Raw genomic sequence first — 18,916 nt, 5'->3', positions numbered from 1 at the left:
CAAAGCAAGAGTGTTTTAATCTCTTATAAGGCTTCTTGAGATTACAATTTTCTGGATTTCCGAAGTCCCTTCATAAATCTGTGTGATTTTTGCATCTCGCATAAGACGTTCAACATGATATTCTTTTACGAAACCATTACCACCGTGTATTTGTACAGCTTCAACAGTATGTTCCATGGCTACTTTAGAAGCATAAAGTTTGGCCATAGCACTAGATTTGTCATAATTATTACCTTGATCTTTATCCCAGGCAGCCTTCATGACCAAGTGGCGAGCTGCTTCAATTTCGGTATACATATCGGCTAATTTAAAGGCTATAGCTTGATGATTGCATATTTCCGTGCCAAAAGCTTTTCGTTCTTTCGAGTATTTTAAAGCTAATTCATAAGCCCCTGATGCAATTCCTAAAGCTTGTGAAGCAATACCAATACGTCCGCCAGATAATGTTTTCATGGCAAATCTAAATCCAGAACCGTCAGCACCTATTCTATTTTCTTTAGGAACTTTTACGTCATTAAACTGTAGGGTGTGTGTGTCACTTCCGCGAATACCAAGTTTATCTTCTTTAGGTCCAACATGAAATCCTTCCATGCCTTTTTCAAGAATAAATGCATTAATGCCATGAGAGCCTTTATCTTTATCGGTTTGGGCTATTACTAAATATACGTCAGCAGTTCCACCGTTAGTAATCCAGTTTTTTGTGCCATTAATAAGGTAGTGATCTCCTTTATCGATGGCTGTAGTTCTTTGTGAAGTGGCATCACTACCAGCTTCAGGTTCACTTAAACAAAAGGCTCCTAGAAACCCACCAGTAGCCAGTTTTGTTAAATATTTTTGTTTTTGTTCCTCAGATCCATAAGCTTCTAACCCATAACAAACTAATGAATTGTTTACAGAAACCATCACAGAAGCCGAAGCATCAATTTTTGATAATTCCTCCATAATAAGAACATATGAGATAGCATCCATACCGCTACCACCATATTTAGGATCTACCATAATGCCCATAAATCCTAATTCCCCCATTTTTTTTACCAACTCATTTGGGAATTTTTGTTTATTATCACGTTCAATAACGCCAGGGAGTAATTCGGTTTGTGCAAAATCGCGAGCAGCATCGCGTATCATGATATGTTCTTCTGAAAGATTAAAATCCATAATTTTTCAATTTGTTGTTGATTTGATAAAAAATATGTACAAATATAGCTCTTTAGTGTCAAATTTTCAATAAGTATTGTTATTTTTACACAATATGATAAAAAACGAGTATAAGGTTGTTGGTGTTATGTCTGGAACATCATTAGATGGAGTAGATGTTGTTTATGTAGAGTTCGAGTTAGATGATGTATGGCATTTTAAAATGATACATTTTGAAACAGTTAGTTACAATTCAAGTTGGGAAAACATACTTCGTAATTTAGTTTCGTATAATGTTGCTGAATTGCAGAAAATTGACGAAGATTATACTAATTACCTGTCTGGTATTATAAAAGACTTCATTAATAAAAATAGTATAAAGGATATTGATGCTATTTGTTCGCATGGGCATACTGCTTTGCATCGGCCAGACATTGGAATGACATATCAGATAGGGAATCAGCCAGTTATTGCAGTATTATTGAACGAAACGGTGGTTTGTGATTTTAGAGTTCAAGATGTTGAACTTAGAGGGCAAGGTGCTCCATTGGTTCCAATAGGCGATAAATTGCTATTTTCTGAATACGATTTTTGTTTGAATTTGGGCGGGTTTGCAAATATTTCCACTGAGATAAAAAATAAGAGAATTGCTTATGATATTTGTCCGGTAAACATCGTTTTAAACCACTATACTAAATTAATTGGACTTGACTATGATGATGGTGGCAAAATGGCAAGAACAGGAACTGTAAATAATAAGCTACTTGATAAATTAAATAGTCTCGCTTTTTATAAAGAAAATTACCCCAAATCTTTAGGTCTAGAATGGGTCATTAAAAATATGTTTCCTCTAATTGATGCTTTCCAATTAGATACAAAAGATATTCTAAAAACTTTTGCTGAACATATTGCTATCCAAATAGCTAAGGAAATAAATAAAAAGAAACACGGTTCTGTTCTCGTTACTGGAGGAGGTGTTTATAATAATTATTTAATAGATACCCTTAAACAGTATTCGCAACATGAAATTATAATACCTTTAAATGAGGTTGTAGAGTTTAAAGAGGCGTTAATTTTTGGGCTTCTGGGTGTGCTTAAATTAAGAAACGAAGTTAACTGTTTAAAAAGCGTTACAGGATCTACAAAAAATCATAGTTCGGGAAAAATATTTCTACCTTAAAAATAATGAAAAATTAATCTTAAAGGATTTTAGTTTTTTATATTTGTTACCATAATAATTTAAATCATTTTCCTCATGAATCAGCTTTAGCTACGCTTAATAAAAACACTGAAAAATTAAATGTAAGCGATACATGAATCAACTTAAAAATAGAAATGAAAAAATTATTAAAGAAATTTGAAAATAAAGAGCCTGAAATTGTTTTTAATTGGAAAGATGCAGAAACATATGCTGAAGGATGGACCGTTATAAACTCATTACGTGGAGGAGCTGCTGGTGGAGGAACACGAATGCGAAACGGGTTGGATATGAATGAAGTTTTATCCTTAGCCAAAACCATGGAGATTAAATTTACAGTTTCCGGACCCGCCATTGGTGGTGCGAAATCAGGAATAAATTTCGACCCAAGTGATCCTCGAAAAAAGGATGTATTAGAAAGATGGTATGCCGCTGTATCTCCATTATTAAAAAGTTATTATGGTACAGGGGGCGATTTAAATGTAGATGAAATACATGAAGTTATTCCAATCACAGAAGAGAGTGGTGTGTGGCACCCTCAGGAAGGTGTCTTTAATGGGCATTTTAAACCAACCGAAGCAGATAAGATAAATAGAATAGGACAGTTGAGACATGGCGTTATCAAAGTTATAGAGAGTTCTAATTATTCTCCCGATATATTAAGGAAATATACTGTAGCAGATATGATTACTGGTTTTGGTGTTGCTGAAGCAGTTAAACAATACTATAATATTTATGGTGGTTCTGTTAAAGGAAAGCGCGCAGTGATTCAAGGCTTTGGAAATGTGGGTGCAGCTGCTGCTTTTTACTTGTCGCAAATGGGAGCTAAGATTGTTGGAATTATTGATATTGCTGGCGGTTTAATTAATGAAAAAGGATTTACTTTTGAAGAAATCACCAGTTTATTTCTTGCAAAAAAAGGAAATACATTGGTAAGTGATGATTTAATTCCTTTTGAAGAAGCTAATGAAAGGATTTGGTCTATAAAAACTGAGATTTTTGCACCTTGTGCAGCATCACGTTTAATCACACTTCATCAAATAGATCAAATGATTGATAGTGGTTTAGAAGTTATTTCTTGTGGGGCAAATGTGCCTTTTGCTGATAAAGAAATCTTCTTTGGTCCTATTATGGAACATATCGATTACAAAGTAAGTTTAATCCCTGATTTTATTTCTAATTGCGGAATGGCTCGTGTCTTTGCATATTTTATGGAACGTAAAGTGCAGATAACGGATGAAGCCATATTTAATGATACATCAAATATAATAAGAGATGCACTACAGAAAGTGTACAATAAAAATGAATCGAAAACAGAGATCAGTGCAACAGCATTTGAAATTGCACTCAATCAATTAATATAATATTTTATTTATGGAAGCAACAATTATTCTAGTATTTGTAATGGGGTATTTAGCCATTACTTTAGAACACAGTATTAAAATTGATAAACTTATACCGGCGCTAGTCATGATGGCTATTTGTTGGGCATTAATTGCATTAGGTTTAGAAAGCTTCCCGGAATGGTTTGATTCATCAAAACATGCTTTATTAGATAGTTTTGGAACGTTTTCCTCGGAAGAAAAGACACATCTTATGGAAGAAACCTTACTGCATCATTTAGGTAAGACATCAGAAATATTAGTGTTTCTTTTAGGGGCTATGACTATTGTTGAAATCATTGATTATTTTGATGGTTTTTCTACTATTAAAGATTTTATAAAGACCAAAAAGAAAACTAAGATTTTATGGATATTCTCTATTCTAGCGTTTATCCTTTCTGCTATAATAGATAATCTTACTGCCACCATTGTACTTATATCAATACTTCAAAAAATTGTAAAAGATAGAAGCGTACGTATTTGGTTTGCAGGTTTAATTATTATTGCTGCCAATGCAGGAGGCGCATGGTCACCCATTGGAGATGTAACCACGACTATGTTATGGATTGGCAAAAAAGTAACGACAGGCCACTTAATAGGTTATTTGTTTGTGCCTTCTCTCTTATGTATGGCTGTGCCATCATTAATAGCGTCTTTTTTACCAGCATTTAAAGGTGATTTGGATATTGAAGAGGTTGAGGAGAAAAAGAAATCAAGGTTTAGTGGCACCATGCTCTATCTTGGTCTGGGAGCTATTGTATTTGTACCAATATTTAAGATGGTAACCCATTTACCACCATATGTAGGTATGATGTTATCGTTAGGTGTTGTAGCTATTTTTGCCGAAATATATAGTAGTTCTAAATTTAGTATGACAGAGTTTGGGTCGGAAGAAAGCGATGCGCATGCAAGTCACAGCCCAGTACATTATTCCTTATCAAAAATAGAATTACCAAGTATTTTATTCTTCTTAGGTATATTAATGGCAGTAGCAGCTTTAGAATCTTTAGGGATTCTATTTGGATTTGCATCATCATTACAGGAATCAATGCCTCAATTAGGAACCGAAATTCATTCTGGAGGCGTCTCAGATTTAGTTGTGTTATTATTAGGTGTAGGTTCTGCAGTTATTGATAATGTACCATTAGTGGCTGCTAGTTTAGGAATGTTCTCAGAACCAATGGATCATGAGTTATGGCATTTTATTGCTTTTTCAGCTGGAACAGGAGGTAGTATGCTAATTATAGGATCTGCAGCTGGTGTTGTAGCTATGGGAATGGAAAAAATAGATTTTTTCTGGTACTTGAAAAAGATTTCCTGGTTAGCTTTAATCGGTTTTCTTGTAGGTTCAGCGGCGTTTATGGTAACTAGAACATTGTTTTAACCTAAATTAAGCATTAGAAAATCTATTGCAAATTAAAACTGCTTCAAACTATATTTTATAAGTTTATCTCCTCGCCTTCGCGAGGACAGGCTAGACGATGCAATGCTGGAACTTATAAAAAACCATAGTTTTTTTGTAGTCTTAACCTTCATAATAAAGTTGTAATGCATAATATGGGTATAATTAAAGAAGTATTTCTCGATTTTTATCCAGATTTCAAATAAAATTGTCATTTTAGTAAAATCAAAGATTTCCGAATGCATATTAAAATAAATACTAATGAGTAAAATAGGGAATCTAAGCGAAAAGTATTTTTGCTATACTTTAATAAAAAAAGAAACGTTATACATTTGCAATAAATTTAAATTATATGCTTAGTACATTATTACAAACCACACAAGAGGGAGCAGAATTGCTTACCGACGAAGAGTCAGTTGAAAAAACACTTTCAATTATAGAATTAATAAGTAGCGGTGGTGCCGCAGGACAAGTTATTATAGCTGTTCTTTTTATATTACTTGTTGGAGCTATTTATATTTATTTTGAACGCATTTTTGCTATAAAGGCAGCTTCACAAGTAGATTCGAATTTCATGAATCAAATTAAAGACCATGTAAGTAATGGGAAAGTTGATTCAGCTCAAATGTTGTGTGCTCAAGTAAATTCTCCGGTTTCTAGATTAATTGGTAAAGGAATTTCAAGGATAGGAAAACCACTTGCCGATATTAATACAGCTATTGAAAATGCTGGGCGTTTGGAAATTTATGGTTTAGAAAAAAATGTGAGTATTTTGGCAACGATCTCTGGAGCAGGGCCTATGATTGGATTTCTTGGAACAGTTATTGGTATGATATTAGCAATATTTGAACTTGCCAATGCAGGTGGAACGATACAAATGGATGTTTTAGCAAGTGGATTATATACAGCTATGACAACTACCGTTGCAGGATTAATTGTAGGTATTGTTGCTTACATTGCGTATAATCATTTGGTAGTAAAGACAGATAAGGTAGTATATCAAATGGAAGCTAATTCTTTAGAATTCTTAGATCATTTAAACGAACCTACATAATATGAATTTTAGAGGGAGAAATAAAGTAACACCAGAATTCAATATGTCTTCAATGACAGATATTGTATTCTTACTTCTAATATTTTTTATGATTGCTTCTACACTAGTAACAACTAATGCTATTGATATTTTATTGCCAAAAGCAAGTGGAAAAACAGAGAATAAGAAATCTGTAGCGGTAAGCATAAAAAAAGATTTGACCTATTATATAGATCAGCAGCGCGTTGGAGAAAGTGTGTTAGAAAATGAATTACTAGCAGCCTTATCCTCGCAAGAAAAACCAACTATTGTTTTAAGAGCAGAGAAATCGGTTCCTGTGGAAAATGTAGTTAAGGTTATGGACATAGCTAATAGAAATAAGTTTAAAGTCATATTAGCGGTAAAACCTAAATAAAAATAAGTTTATTTAATGAAGAAATACTTCAAAACCAAACATGAAAAAGATTCAGCAAAATTAACAGCATTGATTGCAGTTATTTTGTTGCTATTGTTGTTTGTGGTAGGAACGCCTTATATGGACCCTCCAGAAGAGTATGGGGTTGCGGTAAACTTTGGAAACACAGATTTTGGTAAAGGAAGAGTTCAACCAATAAAACCCGTAAAGTCTGAACCTCGAAAAATAGAACAACCGCCTCAACCGGACGTTTCTAAAGCAGAACCAACAAAAGCTTCTGAGACTAAAGAAGAAGTATTGACACAAGAAAATGCTGAATCTATAGCTATAAAAAAACAAAAACAGGCAGAAGCAAAAGCGAAAGCCATTGCGGATGCTAAAGCAAAAGCGGAAGCCGACAGAATTGCTAAAGAGAAACGAGAACAAGAAGAGAAAAAGAAAAAATTAGATGCTTTAATAGGCGGTGTAAGTAAATCTGAAGGAAGTGAAGCAGGTAGTGAGGGCAATGACAATAAAGCAGGGGATAAGGGACAATTAGACGGTAACCCTTATGCACCAAGTTATTTTGGAGGGCGAGGAACAGGAAGTGGAGGTGTTGGTTACGGATTGAATGGACGAGGTACGGCTTCTTATAAAAAACTCAAGCAAGACTGTAACGAATCGGGACTTGTTATAGTTAAGATTATTGTAAATAATAATGGAAATGTTATTGAAGCAGTTCCAGGGGTTAAAGGGACTACTAATACAGCACAATGTTTATTGGAACCAGCAAAAAAAATAGCATTATCTCATAAGTGGAGAGCAGACTCTAAAGCACCTACAAAACAGATTGGTTTTGTGAAAGTAAACTTCAAACTAGGGCAGTAGTTAATACCAATTAAACTTAAAAATGACTCATATAAATGGTTTACTCAATCAAGTTGAGCACAGGTCTTTTTAGCTTACTCGTCGTTAAAAAAATGTAACCGTAACTAATACTATGCTTAAATTTTCCGTCTAGGACTAACCAAAAAACAACTCAATTTATTTATGTGTAATTTTAAAATTTATTTGGTATTATGACATATCAAGATACACTCGATTGGATGTTTTCTCAACTACCAATGTATCAACGACAAGGTAAAGTAGCATTCAAAGAAGATTTATCGAATACCTTAATACTAGCAGACTATTTAAATAATCCTGAGCGAAATTTTAAATCTATACATATTGCCGGAACCAATGGGAAAGGATCTACGAGCCATATGCTGGCATCTGTTTTACAAGAAGCCGGATATAAGGTTGGGTTGTATACGTCGCCACATTTAAAAGACTTTAGGGAGCGTATTAGAATAAATGGCCATGTTGTAAGTAAGCAATTTGTAACGGAGTTTATAAAGCAAAATAAAACGTTTTTTGAAGTAAATTCTTTGTCGTTTTTTGAAATGACTGTAGGCATGGCTTTTGAGTATTTTTCAATGGAAAAAGTTGATATTGCTGTTATAGAAGTTGGTTTGGGAGGTCGTTTAGATTCAACAAACATCATTATTCCGGAAGTTTCAGTAATAACTAATATAGGAATAGACCATACTCAGTTTTTGGGAAATACACTTGAAGCTATTGCGTTTGAAAAAGGCGGCATTATAAAGCGTAATATACCGGTGGTCATTGGAGAAACTCAAGAAGAAACGGCTTCGGTTTTTAAAGATTTGGCATGTAAGAACAATTCTAAGATTGTATTTGCTGACCAAGAGATTATTAAAATATATGAGTCTGATCTGTTAGGAACTTATCAATCTAAAAATATAAAAACAGTTATTCAAGCTATTAAAGAGTTAAGGGTTAAGGGATTTAAAATATCCGAACAGCATTTAAAAAAAGGTTTGCTCAAAACAGTTGAAAATACAGGATTATTAGGACGGTGGCAGGTAATAAATGAAAGCCCTAAGGCGGTTTGTGATACAGGACATAATAGGGAAGGCCTAAGTTATGTTATGAATCAAATACATAATGAAAGCTACAAGGCATTGCACATTGTTTTAGGTTTTGTTAATGATAAAGACTTGAGCTCTATTATAGATTTATTTCCCAAAAAGGCTACTTATTATTTTTGTAAACCTAATATTCCACGAGGTTTAAAAACCAATGTGTTAAAACGCATTTTTAATGAGCATAGATTAAAAGGGAAGGTTTATAATTCTGTCAATGAGGCGTATATGAGTGCTTTGAGAAATTCTGACCTAGATGATTTTATTTTTATTGGAGGTAGTACATTTGTGGTAGCAGAAATAATTTAAATTTTTATTGAAAAAGTTTTTGCAATATTAAAAACTCCGTTATATTTGCAGTCCAATTTAGAGGGCGCGTAGCTCAGTTGGTTCAGAGCACTTGGTTTACACCCAAGGGGTCAGGGGTTCGAATCCCTTCGCGCCCACTCAAAAAGACAATTTTTATTTATTTAAAAATTGTCTTTTTTTATTATGTAAAATCATTGCCTATTTTTAATGATCCAAATTAAGCATATAATAATACTCATTAATTAGTTAAAGAATTTCAAAGAATTTATTCTCTCTACTATGTCGTATAATTATTTTTATACATAGCTTAACTATTTTTGTTTAATTTATTATTGAAAACTATTTCTTTTAAATATTCTATTTTATTTTTTGATATAGGCACTTTTGGTGAATAGTGTTTTAAATAAGCATGCGCTTTATTAGAATTTCCGATAACAGAAGTTAAAAAATCTAAATTTAAAAAATAGGAATTATGACATCGATATATGTTTTCAAAATCAACAGTCTGGTTGTCTATATTTTTCATTGTATTTCTTAAAATAGAACTATTAAATCTTTTGGATTTACCACATAAATAGTATACCTTAATATAATGTCCCTCGCTTTTTGCACAAATAAAACAATCGCTGTTTATAACTAAGTTTTCGTCTTTGTTTTTTCCAATAAGGTTTAATGTTTTTTTATTTAAATTGTTTTTATTTATAAAACCAGTATAAGTATTGTTTTCTATTTTATTTCCCCCATTATTAAATTTAATAACATTATACATATGTAATATTATATATACTAGAGTGCCAGTTCCTAAGGTATAAATTAGAGTTTTAAAGAAGAAATTTTCTGGAGGAACAAAAGGCTCATTAATATGAAAGGGTACAGGTAGATTAACTTTAGAGCATAGTATCAAGAATACATATATTAGTAACCATACAAAAAACAAGGTTGTCATTACTGTACTTATCTCCAAAAATACAGTCCATTTTTTTTTATTAAAAGGCATAAAAATAGAAATAGCAAGTACATATCCTACTCCAGCTAGTATACTACTACCTATGGTTATAATTAATTGAGTTTTTATAAGTAAAAGGTTTATTGAAAAAGGCTTGAAGAAAAATAGAAGGCAAAAAACGATACCTATGATCATTAAAAAAACCTTTCTTGTATTGTGTGCTAATTCTCCTATAATAGCTTCTTTTTTTAAGAAGGCTACAATTCTATTAATAGTAAATTTCAATTTGGGCTATTTTGAAATTAATTAATTAAAATTCTCGTGAAAGCACATAATTAATGATTTTTTTATAAAAAAACATGGATTTCATGAAATAAAAATGGATTCCATGAAATAAAAAAAACAACAATAAACCCTATTTAATTGATCATAAGATAATTAAATTGTTTTATGTGAAAATTTTGTCTTTCAATGAAAAAAAAAAAAAATCATACGTTAACTTATATAGTTTTGAATAATTGACGTGTTAATTAAATATTAGTCAAAAAACTATTTTTATTATTGAAATAATATTATCAATTATTCAAAGTTAATACAAGTTTTAGGTCAAGAGGATTTGAATGATTTTTCATCCAATAATTCCAAATTGAAACCAACTATTTGTAATTCTTTCATTTTTGATGTTTTGGTATGGAGTTTGGATATTAAAACAAATAACTTTAGACAAATTAGTTCTAATTTTGATTATAATGCTATTTCAACTTGTAATTTTAAGAATTTCTTACTGGCTATAAAACCTTGCTTTCAAAGTTATTTTGTAGATTATTTTGTAGATTATTTTAATGTACTCATTGAAAATAAAAATAAAATAAACATAAGCGATTGTCGTTTTCAAAGCTTTTTACCAGTTAAACTTAAACAAAACAAATACTTCTTTGCTAATTTATGTATTATTCCAGAAGTTCAAAATAATAAAATTGTAGAACTCTTCTTTGTAATAACACCTTTAAAAGAATATCAAAACGAAGTACTTAATTTCGGAATATTAAAAGGAAGAAAAAAGGATGAATTACTAACTAATCAAATTAATAATCAAGTATATGCAGAAAATCTATTTACAAAAGAGCAAGTAGAGATTTTTAATTTATTGGTTCTTGGGTATTCATCAAGTAGAATTTCAGAAATTCTAAATAAGAAAAAGGATAATATTTTAAAATACAATATTAGAATTAAAGATAAATTAGCTTCTTTTTTTAATATTGACTTTAACAATGTTAAGGAAGCTGCAAATTATTATAAAAAATGCTTTCTAACGAGTTAATTAGTTCTTTGTCGACAATTATCCTACTATAGCATAATCAAGTTCCTAAGTGTTTTATACTTTGCTAACCAAACCTCTATAAATACTAGTTGAAATGGTATTTATAGATGTGAAATTTATGTAATCCAATTTTTTAATTGAATATCCCTCTATTTATTTTAGCCTTTACAATGAGTAGCTGTACAAAATTAATGCGTAATTTAAATAGTTTAGACTTTCAAAAAACATTTGAAGTTGAACTTATAAAGCCTAATTTGAAAAGGGTTTTTGGTGACCGAGGTCTTTTAGATTTATTGGTTTATAGTTATAATATTAGTAATGACAAATTCAAACTAATAAGTTTGAGTTTTGGATATAAAAACTTTACTCATACTAATTTAAAAACACTTCTACATACTATTAGCCCATGTTTTAGGAATTATTTTATAGAATTTTTTGCGTTATATCTTCAATTTATAAGCGAAAAGCAAAGTAAAAATGCTAAATACTCGTTACAAGCTTTTTTACCTATGAAGTTAAAGGAGAATGAGTCTTTTTTTGCTACTTTATATATTCTTCCAGAGGTAATAGATTACAAAATAGTCGAACTGCACTTTGTATTACTGCCCTTAAAAGTATATAACAAAGAAGTTATTACAATTACTGTATTAAAAGATTTAAAAAAAGATTACAATATTACACGTAAAGTTAAGAATGAAATACAATTGGAAAAAATTCTTACTCACGAACAAACAAAAATCGCGGACTTGTTACATAAAGGCTGCTCTTCTAAAGAAATTTCAGATAGATTAAATAAAAAACATGATAATATTCTAAAATATAATATTAGAATTAAAGATAGACTGTCTGTTTTTTTTAATGTTAAATTTGACACAGCCAAAGAAGCTGTCAATTATTATAAAAGCTGCTTTTAATTACGAAAAGTAATTTTAATGCTTCCATATTAAAACATTGCGTATAATAATGAAGTGGTTTAAACTTTTTTAAATCACTTCAATATAAAGAGTTTGTAATTTTCAAACTAAAGCTTAAAATAGACTTCACAATACTCATCATAATTGGTAATATTTTATTTTCAAAACATCTTTTAAACAGATATATCAGTAATTATAACGGTTTTTTAGGATTATACGCATATTAAATCGACAAAACACAATTGCATTTAATCGATTAAATATGAATTTCATCTGTTTTTATATTAAAAACATACTACTCTAGTACACGCCTCTCTTTTTAATTAATCTTAATTCGTAAAGTCATAATATTAAAACATTAAAGACTCAATGAATAACACAGATAAAACAAGAAAATACACACGCAAAATATTAAATAACCTTAACCTATTATGAAAACAAAATTACTATTTTTCGCTTTTTTCTCAATCGGCTATATATCTATAGCTCAGGTTGGTGTCGGAACACCATTACCTAATAGTTCAGCTCAACTTGATGTTGTGGCTTCAGATAAGGGTATATTAATTCCTAGAGTTTCTCTTTTAAGTAGTACAGACATTACTACAATTTCTAATGGTAATGTTGAAAGTCTATTAATCTTTAATACAAGTACAATATCAGATGTAAGACCAGGATACTATTATTGGCATAATAATATTTGGAATAGAATAATCATTCAAGGTGAATCTGCAAGTGGAGTAAGTTCGGGGTCAGGAGCACCTACTGGAACAAGTCCAACAAATCCACAAGACGGTGACTTGTATATAGATAATACAACTGGTGAGACGTATGTGTATAATAGTACTACTGGCACTTGGGATACAGCTCCATATAAAGTTGTTAGCGGGGATGTAGGCAATGTTGTTATTGAAGATGCCAACGGTTTAGCATATTTATCTGCCGATGCTATTACAGCAGCAGGCGGTGTAGGTTCAGGCGATGGCCCACCTAACGATGGGACAGACGATCCAGCAAATCCTACAGACGGACAAATATATATAGACAGTTCTACAGGAGAAACTTATGTTTATGATGGCGCAACAAACACTTGGAATACTGCCAAAAGCAATGTAGTAAGTGCTAATACAGGCAATGTTGTTATTGAAGATGCCAACGGTTTAGCATATCTATCTGCCGATGCTATTGCAGCAGCAGGCGGTGTAGGCTCAGGCGATGGCCCACCAAACGATGGGACAGACGATCCAGCAAATCCTACAGACGGACAAATATATATAGACAGTTCTACCGGAGAAACTTATGTTTATGATGGCGCAACAAACACTTGGAATGCTGCTAAAAGCAATGTAGTAAGTGCTAATACAGGCAATGTTGTTATTGAAGATGCCAACGGTTTAGCATATCTATCTGCCGATGCTATTGCAGCAGCAGGGGGTGTAGGCTCAGGCGATGGCCCACCAAACGATGGAACAGACGATCCAGCAAATCCTACCGACGGACAAATATATATAGACAGTTCTACCGGAGAAACTTATGTTTATGACGGCGCAACAAACACTTGGAATACTGCTAAAAGCAATGTAGTAAGTGCTGATGCTGGTAATATCATTACAGAAGACACTAATGGATTAGCCTATTTATCTATTGCTGGAATAACTGCAGCAGAAACAACATCAACATTAACACAAAATGATGTAACAGGAGATGCTACTTATACCGATGAAGATGGATTAGTAACAACAGTAGATGTTATCAGTACCGATGCAGCAAACATCATTGTAGCGGGAACAGACGGAGGTGCCTTGGTTAATCCAGCAGCCTTAGCGGCAGCTGAGACAACAACAACAGTTGCCAATACGGTAACTGGACACAAAATTGGAGATTATACCAATGAAGATGCAGTAGCTATAGATATCAACGAAACAGTTACATCTGTTGTCCAATCAGGAACAGGAATTATCACATATACCAATGAAGACGGAACGGCACAAACTGCTAACGTTATCAGTACCGATGCAGCAAACATCATTGTAGCGGGAACAGACGGAGGTGCCTTGGTTAATCCAGCAGCCTTAGCGGCAGCTGAGACAACAACAACAGTTGCCAATACGGTAACTGGACACAAAATTGGAGATTATACCAATGAAGATGCAGTAGCTATAGATATCAACGAAACAGTTACATCTGTTGTCCAAGCAGGAACAGGGATTATCACATATACCAATGAAGACGGAACGGCACAAACTGCTAACGTTATCAGTACCGATGCAGCAAACATCATTGTAGCGGGAACAGACGGAGGTGCCTTGGTTAATCCAGCAGCCTTAGCGGCAGCTGAGACAACAACAACAGTTGCCAATACGGTAACTGGACACAAAATTGGAGATTATACCAATGAAGATGCAGTAGCTATAGATATCAACGAAACAGTTACATCTGTTGTCCAAGCAGGAACAGGGATTATTACCTATACCAATGAAGACGGAACGGCACAAACTGCTAACGTTATCAGTACCGATGCAGCAAACATCATTGTAGCAGGAACAGACGGAGGTGCCTTGGTAAATCCAGCAGCCTTAGCAGCAGCTGAAACGACAACAAACCTAGCTCAAGCAGGAACAGGAATTATCACATACACCAATGAAGACGGAACGGCACAAACTGCTAACGTTATCAGTACCGATGCAGCAAACATCATTGTAGCGGGAACAGACGGAGGTGCCTTGGTTAATCCAGCAGCCTTAGCGGCAGCTGAGACAACAACAACAGTTGCCAATACGGTAACTGGACACAAAATTGGAGATTATACCAATGAAGATGCAGTAGCTATAGATATCAACGAAACAGTTACATCTGTTGTCCAAGCAGGAACAGGGATTATTACCTATACCAATGAAGACGGAACGGCACAAACTGCTAACGTTATCAGTACCGATGCAGCAAACATCATTGTAGCGGGAACAGACGGAGGTGCCTTGGTAAATCCAGCAGCCTTAGCAGCAGCTGAGACAACAACAAACCTAGCTCAATCAGGAACAGGAATTATCACATATACCAATGAAGACGGAACGGCACAAACTGCTAACGTTATCAGTACCGATGCAGCAAACATCATTGTAGCGGGAACAGACGGAGGTGCCTTGGTTAATCCAGTAGCTTTAGCGGCAGCTGAGACAACAACAAACCTAGCTCAATCAGGAACAGGGATTATTACCTATACCAATGAAGACGGAACGGCACAAACTGCTAACGTTATCAGTACCGATGCAGCAAACATCATTGTAGCGGGAACAGACGGAGGTGCCTTGGTTAATCCAGCAGCCTTAGCGGCAGCTGAGACAACAACAACAGTTGCCAATACGGTAACTGGACACAAAATTGGAGATTATACCAATGAAGATGCAGTAGCTATAGATATCAACGAAACAGTTACATCTGTTGTCCAAGCAGGAACAGGAATTATTACCTATACCAATGAAGACGGAACGGCACAAACTGCTAACGTTATCAGTACCGATGCAGCAAACATCATTGTAGCAGGAACAGACGGAGGTGCCTTGGTTAATCCAGCAGCTTTAGCAGCAGCTGAGACAACAACAACAGTTGCCAATACGGTAACTGGACACAAAATTGGAGATTATACCAATGAAGATGCAGTAGCTATAGATATCAACGAAACAGTTACATCTGTTGTCCAAGCAGGAACAGGGATTATCACATATACCAATGAAGACGGAACGGCACAAACTGCTAACGTTATCAGTACCGATGCAGCAAACATCATTGTAGCGGGAACAGACGGAGGTGCCTTGGTAAATCCAGCAGCCTTAGCAGCAGCTGAAACGACAACAAACCTAGCTCAAGCAGGAACAGGAATTATCACATATACCAATGAAGACGGAACGGCACAAACTGCTAACGTTATCAGTACCGATGCAGCAAACATCATTGTAGCGGGAACAGACGGAGGTGCCTTGGTTAATCCAGCAGCCTTAGCAGCAGCTGAGACAACAACAAACCTAGCTCAATCAGGAACAGGAATTATTACCTATACCAATGAAGACGGAACGGCACAAACTGCTAACGTTATCAGTACCGATGCAGCAAACATCATTGTAGCGGGAACAGACGGAGGTGCCTTGGTTAATCCAGCAGCCTTAGCAGCAGCTGAGACAACAACAAACCTAGCTCAATCAGGAACAGGAATTATCACATATACCAATGAAGACGGAACGGCACAAACTGCTAACGTTATCAGTACCGATGCAGCAAACATCATTGTAGCGGGAACAGACGGAGGTGCCTTGGTTAATCCAGCAGCCTTAGCGGCAGCTGAGACAACAACAACAGTTGCCAATACGGTAACTGGACACAAAATTGGAGATTATACCAATGAAGATGCAGTAGCTATAGATATCAACGAAACAGTTACATCTGTTGTCCAATCAGGAACAGGAATTATTACCTATACCAATGAAGACGGAACGGCACAAACTGCTAACGTTATCAGTACCGATGCAGCAAACATCATTGTAGCAGGAACAGACGGAGGTGCCTTGGTAAATCCAGCAGCCTTAGCAGCAGCTGAAACGACAACAAACCTAGCTCAAGCAGGAACAGGAATTATCACATATACCAATGAAGACGGAACGGCACAAACTGCTAACGTTATCAGTACCGATGCAGCAAACATCATTGTAGCGGGAACAGACGGAGGTGCCTTGGTTAATCCAGCAGCCTTAGCGGCAGCTGAGACAACAACAACAGTTGCCAATACGGTAACTGGACACAAAATTGGAGATTATACCAATGAAGATGCAGTAGCTATAGATATCAACGAAACAGTTACATCTGTTGTCCAAGCAGGAACAGGGATTATTACCTATACCAATGAAGACGGAACGGCACAAACTGCTAACGTTATCAGTACCGATGCAGCAAACATCATTGTAGCAGGAACAGACGGAGGTGCCTTGGTAAATCCAGCAGCCTTAGCAGCAGCTGAAACGACAACAAACCTAGCTCAAGCAGGAACAGGAATTATCACATACACCAATGAAGACGGAACGGCACAAACTGCTAACGTTATCAGTACCGATGCAGCAAACATCATTGTAGCGGGAACAGACGGAGGTGCCTTGGTTAATCCAGCAGCCTTAGCGGCAGCTGAGACAACAACAACAGTTGCCAATACGGTAACTGGACACAAAATTGGAGATTATACCAATGAAGATGCAGTAGCTATAGATATCAACGAAACAGTTACATCTGTTGTCCAAGCAGGAACAGGGATTATTACCTATACCAATGAAGACGGAACGGCACAAACTGCTAACGTTATCAGTACCGATGCAGCAAACATCATTGTAGCGGGAACAGACGGAGGTGCCTTGGTTAATCCAGCAGCCTTAGCGGCAGCTGAGACAACAACAACAGTTGCCAATACGGTAACTGGACACAAAATTGGAGATTATACCAATGAAGATGCAGTAGCTATAGATATCAACGAAACAGTTACATCTGTTGTCCAAGCAGGAACAGGGATTATTACCTATACCAATGAAGACGGAACGGCACAAACTGCTAACGTTATCAGTACCGATGCAGCAAACATCATTGTAGCGGGAACAGACGGAGGTGCCTTGGTAAATCCAGCAGCCTTAGCAGCAGCTGAAACGACAACAAACCTAGCTCAATCAGGAACAGGGATTATTACCTATACCAATGAAGACGGAACGGCACAAACTGCTAACGTTATCAGTACCGATGCAGCAAACATCATTGTAGCGGGAACAGACGGAGGTGCCTTGGTAAATCCAGCAGCCTTAGCAGCAGCTGAAACGACAACAAACCTAGCTCAATCAGGAACAGGGATTATTACCTATACCAATGAAGACGGAACGGCACAAACTGCTAACGTTATCAGTACCGATGCAGCAAACATCATTGTAGCGGGAACAGACGGAGGTGCCTTGGTTAATCCAGCAGCTTTAGCGGCAGCTGAGACAACAACAAACCTAGCTCAAGCAGGAACAGGAATTATCACATATACCAATGAAGACGGAACGGCACAAACTGCTAACGTTATCAGTACCGATGCAGCAAACATCATTGTAGCGGGAACAGACGGAGGTGCCTTGGTTAATCCAGCAGCTTTAGCGGCAGCTGAGACAACAACAACAGTTGCCAATACGGTAACTGGACACAAAATTGGAGATTATACCAATGAAGATGCAGTAGCTATAGATATCAACGAAACAGTTACATCTGTTACTCAAAATAACACAACAGGAGTCATAACTTATACAAACGAAAATGGAGTAACAGACAATACTGTTAATGCAGGAGAACTTTTAAATGTCGTTAGTGTAGAACCAACCAATGGTAATGCTATTAAAATTGGAACAGACGGAGGTGCCTATATCAATCCTCTGGTTACTGAAGTATTTAGCGCAGAATACGCAGGAGCAACTTTATTTGCAGATGGTTCTAATAATATTGGTATGATGACCTCAGATAACGCAGGAGCTTCTGGTAGCTGGATGAACTATTACGAATGGTCGAGTGGTGAAGCTACTGCTCAAGATTATGATGTTGTAGTCCGTTTCACACTGCCAAATGATTTTACAGCTTGGGATACAAATCCTATAGTTATTGATTATCAAGCTGAAGGAGCTGCAACTTTTGGAGCTACAATGTTTTTAGAAAACGGTGCAGCTTTAGGTACTATAGCGGCAACAACTTCTGGAGCTTGGACAACGGCTAATCTTAGTCCTGGAGCTATGACAGCAGGACAAACGGCGGTTATTGTATTAAAGTTAACAAGTGCTCCAAATGATGATACTAAAAAAGTAAGAATTGGAGACATCACACTAAATTACAAGAAATAAGATAT

At 35.2% G+C, this 18,916-nt stretch carries 12 protein-coding genes and 1 tRNA gene; 11 read left to right on the top strand and 2 right to left on the bottom strand.

The window, feature by feature from the left end; all coding sequences use genetic code 11:
* Positions 1–15: 15 nt before the first annotated feature.
* On the bottom strand, positions 16–1,158 hold the full coding sequence (locus tag Q4Q47_RS04415; RefSeq protein WP_303305435.1) for an acyl-CoA dehydrogenase: 1,143 nt from the start codon (positions 1,156–1,158) through the stop codon (positions 16–18).
* 94 nt (positions 1,159–1,252) lie between these two features.
* Between Q4Q47_RS04415 and Q4Q47_RS04410 the strand changes: the two genes are divergently transcribed.
* From Q4Q47_RS04410 to Q4Q47_RS04375, 8 genes are all read left to right on the top strand, one after another.
* Positions 1,253–2,317 carry an anhydro-N-acetylmuramic acid kinase gene (locus Q4Q47_RS04410; protein ID WP_303305434.1) on the top strand — a complete coding sequence of 355 codons (1,065 nt, stop codon included), beginning with the start codon at positions 1,253–1,255 and terminating at the stop codon, positions 2,315–2,317.
* Positions 2,318–2,472: 155 nt separating this feature from the next.
* On the top strand, positions 2,473–3,699 hold the full coding sequence (locus tag Q4Q47_RS04405; protein WP_303305433.1) for a Glu/Leu/Phe/Val dehydrogenase dimerization domain-containing protein: 1,227 nt from the start codon (positions 2,473–2,475) through the stop codon (positions 3,697–3,699).
* Between the two features lie 10 nt (positions 3,700–3,709).
* The gene (nhaD, locus tag Q4Q47_RS04400; protein WP_303305432.1) at positions 3,710–5,101 is read left to right on the top strand and encodes a sodium:proton antiporter NhaD; all 1,392 of its coding nucleotides are present in this window, start codon (positions 3,710–3,712) and stop codon (positions 5,099–5,101) included.
* 370 nt (positions 5,102–5,471) lie between these two features.
* Entirely contained in the window at positions 5,472–6,173 is a 702-nt protein-coding gene (locus Q4Q47_RS04395; protein WP_303305431.1) for a MotA/TolQ/ExbB proton channel family protein, read from the top strand.
* A 1-nt stretch (position 6,174) separates the two neighbouring features.
* Positions 6,175–6,567: an ExbD/TolR family protein gene (locus Q4Q47_RS04390; protein WP_303305430.1), complete on the top strand. Its 393-nt coding sequence runs from the start codon at positions 6,175–6,177 to the stop codon at positions 6,565–6,567.
* A gap of 15 nt (positions 6,568–6,582) precedes the next feature.
* Complete coding sequence (locus Q4Q47_RS04385) at positions 6,583–7,434, top strand: energy transducer TonB (RefSeq protein ID WP_303305429.1); 852 nt, start codon at positions 6,583–6,585, stop codon at positions 7,432–7,434.
* Between the two features lie 191 nt (positions 7,435–7,625).
* Positions 7,626–8,843, top strand: a complete 1,218-nt coding sequence (locus tag Q4Q47_RS04380; protein ID WP_303305428.1) for a bifunctional folylpolyglutamate synthase/dihydrofolate synthase — start codon at positions 7,626–7,628, stop codon at positions 8,841–8,843.
* 62 nt (positions 8,844–8,905) lie between these two features.
* Positions 8,906–8,980: transfer RNA gene (locus Q4Q47_RS04375), tRNA-Val, on the top strand.
* Positions 8,981–9,150: 170 nt separating this feature from the next.
* Here Q4Q47_RS04375 and Q4Q47_RS04370 read toward each other — a convergent pair.
* Positions 9,151–10,074 carry a LytTR family transcriptional regulator DNA-binding domain-containing protein gene (locus Q4Q47_RS04370; protein ID WP_303305427.1) on the bottom strand — a complete coding sequence of 308 codons (924 nt, stop codon included), beginning with the start codon at positions 10,072–10,074 and terminating at the stop codon, positions 9,151–9,153.
* 361 nt (positions 10,075–10,435) lie between these two features.
* On the opposite strand from Q4Q47_RS04370, the gene Q4Q47_RS04365 reads away from it, so the two are divergent.
* The 3 genes from Q4Q47_RS04365 (at position 10,436) to Q4Q47_RS04355 (ending at position 18,911) form a co-directional block, all read left to right on the top strand.
* Positions 10,436–11,110 (top strand): hypothetical protein, encoded by a 675-nt coding sequence (locus Q4Q47_RS04365; RefSeq protein ID WP_303305426.1) that lies wholly within the window; start codon positions 10,436–10,438, stop codon positions 11,108–11,110.
* A gap of 191 nt (positions 11,111–11,301) precedes the next feature.
* Positions 11,302–12,024 (top strand): helix-turn-helix domain-containing protein, encoded by a 723-nt coding sequence (locus tag Q4Q47_RS04360; RefSeq protein ID WP_303305425.1) that lies wholly within the window; start codon positions 11,302–11,304, stop codon positions 12,022–12,024.
* 431 nt (positions 12,025–12,455) lie between these two features.
* Complete coding sequence (locus tag Q4Q47_RS04355; protein WP_303305424.1) at positions 12,456–18,911, top strand: beta strand repeat-containing protein; 6,456 nt, start codon at positions 12,456–12,458, stop codon at positions 18,909–18,911.
* Positions 18,912–18,916 lie beyond the last annotated feature (5 nt).

Origin of the sequence: Flavivirga spongiicola (genome assembly GCF_030540825.1) — a bacterium.
Lineage (GTDB): Bacteria > Bacteroidota > Bacteroidia > Flavobacteriales > Flavobacteriaceae > Flavivirga > Flavivirga spongiicola.
Note: the sequence above shows the minus strand (reverse complement) of the source record. Positions and strands in the feature narration are given on the sequence as shown.

What these genes read in the sequence shown, in the direction of transcription:
- Q4Q47_RS04415 (WP_303305435.1), bottom strand. Translation starts at nt 1,158, where the DNA reads ATGGATTTTAATCTTTCAGAAGAACATATCATGATACGCGATGCTGCT.
- Q4Q47_RS04410 (WP_303305434.1), top strand. Translation starts at nt 1,253, where the DNA reads ATGATAAAAAACGAGTATAAGGTTGTTGGTGTTATGTCTGGAACATCA.
- Q4Q47_RS04385 (WP_303305429.1), top strand. Translation starts at nt 6,583, where the DNA reads ATGAAGAAATACTTCAAAACCAAACATGAAAAAGATTCAGCAAAATTA.
- Q4Q47_RS04405 (WP_303305433.1), top strand. Translation starts at nt 2,473, where the DNA reads ATGAAAAAATTATTAAAGAAATTTGAAAATAAAGAGCCTGAAATTGTT.
- Q4Q47_RS04355 (WP_303305424.1), top strand. Translation starts at nt 12,456, where the DNA reads ATGAAAACAAAATTACTATTTTTCGCTTTTTTCTCAATCGGCTATATA.
- Q4Q47_RS04380 (WP_303305428.1), top strand. Translation starts at nt 7,626, where the DNA reads ATGACATATCAAGATACACTCGATTGGATGTTTTCTCAACTACCAATG.
- Q4Q47_RS04360 (WP_303305425.1), top strand. Translation starts at nt 11,302, where the DNA reads ATGCGTAATTTAAATAGTTTAGACTTTCAAAAAACATTTGAAGTTGAA.
- nhaD (WP_303305432.1), top strand. Translation starts at nt 3,710, where the DNA reads ATGGAAGCAACAATTATTCTAGTATTTGTAATGGGGTATTTAGCCATT.
- Q4Q47_RS04395 (WP_303305431.1), top strand. Translation starts at nt 5,472, where the DNA reads ATGCTTAGTACATTATTACAAACCACACAAGAGGGAGCAGAATTGCTT.
- Q4Q47_RS04390 (WP_303305430.1), top strand. Translation starts at nt 6,175, where the DNA reads ATGAATTTTAGAGGGAGAAATAAAGTAACACCAGAATTCAATATGTCT.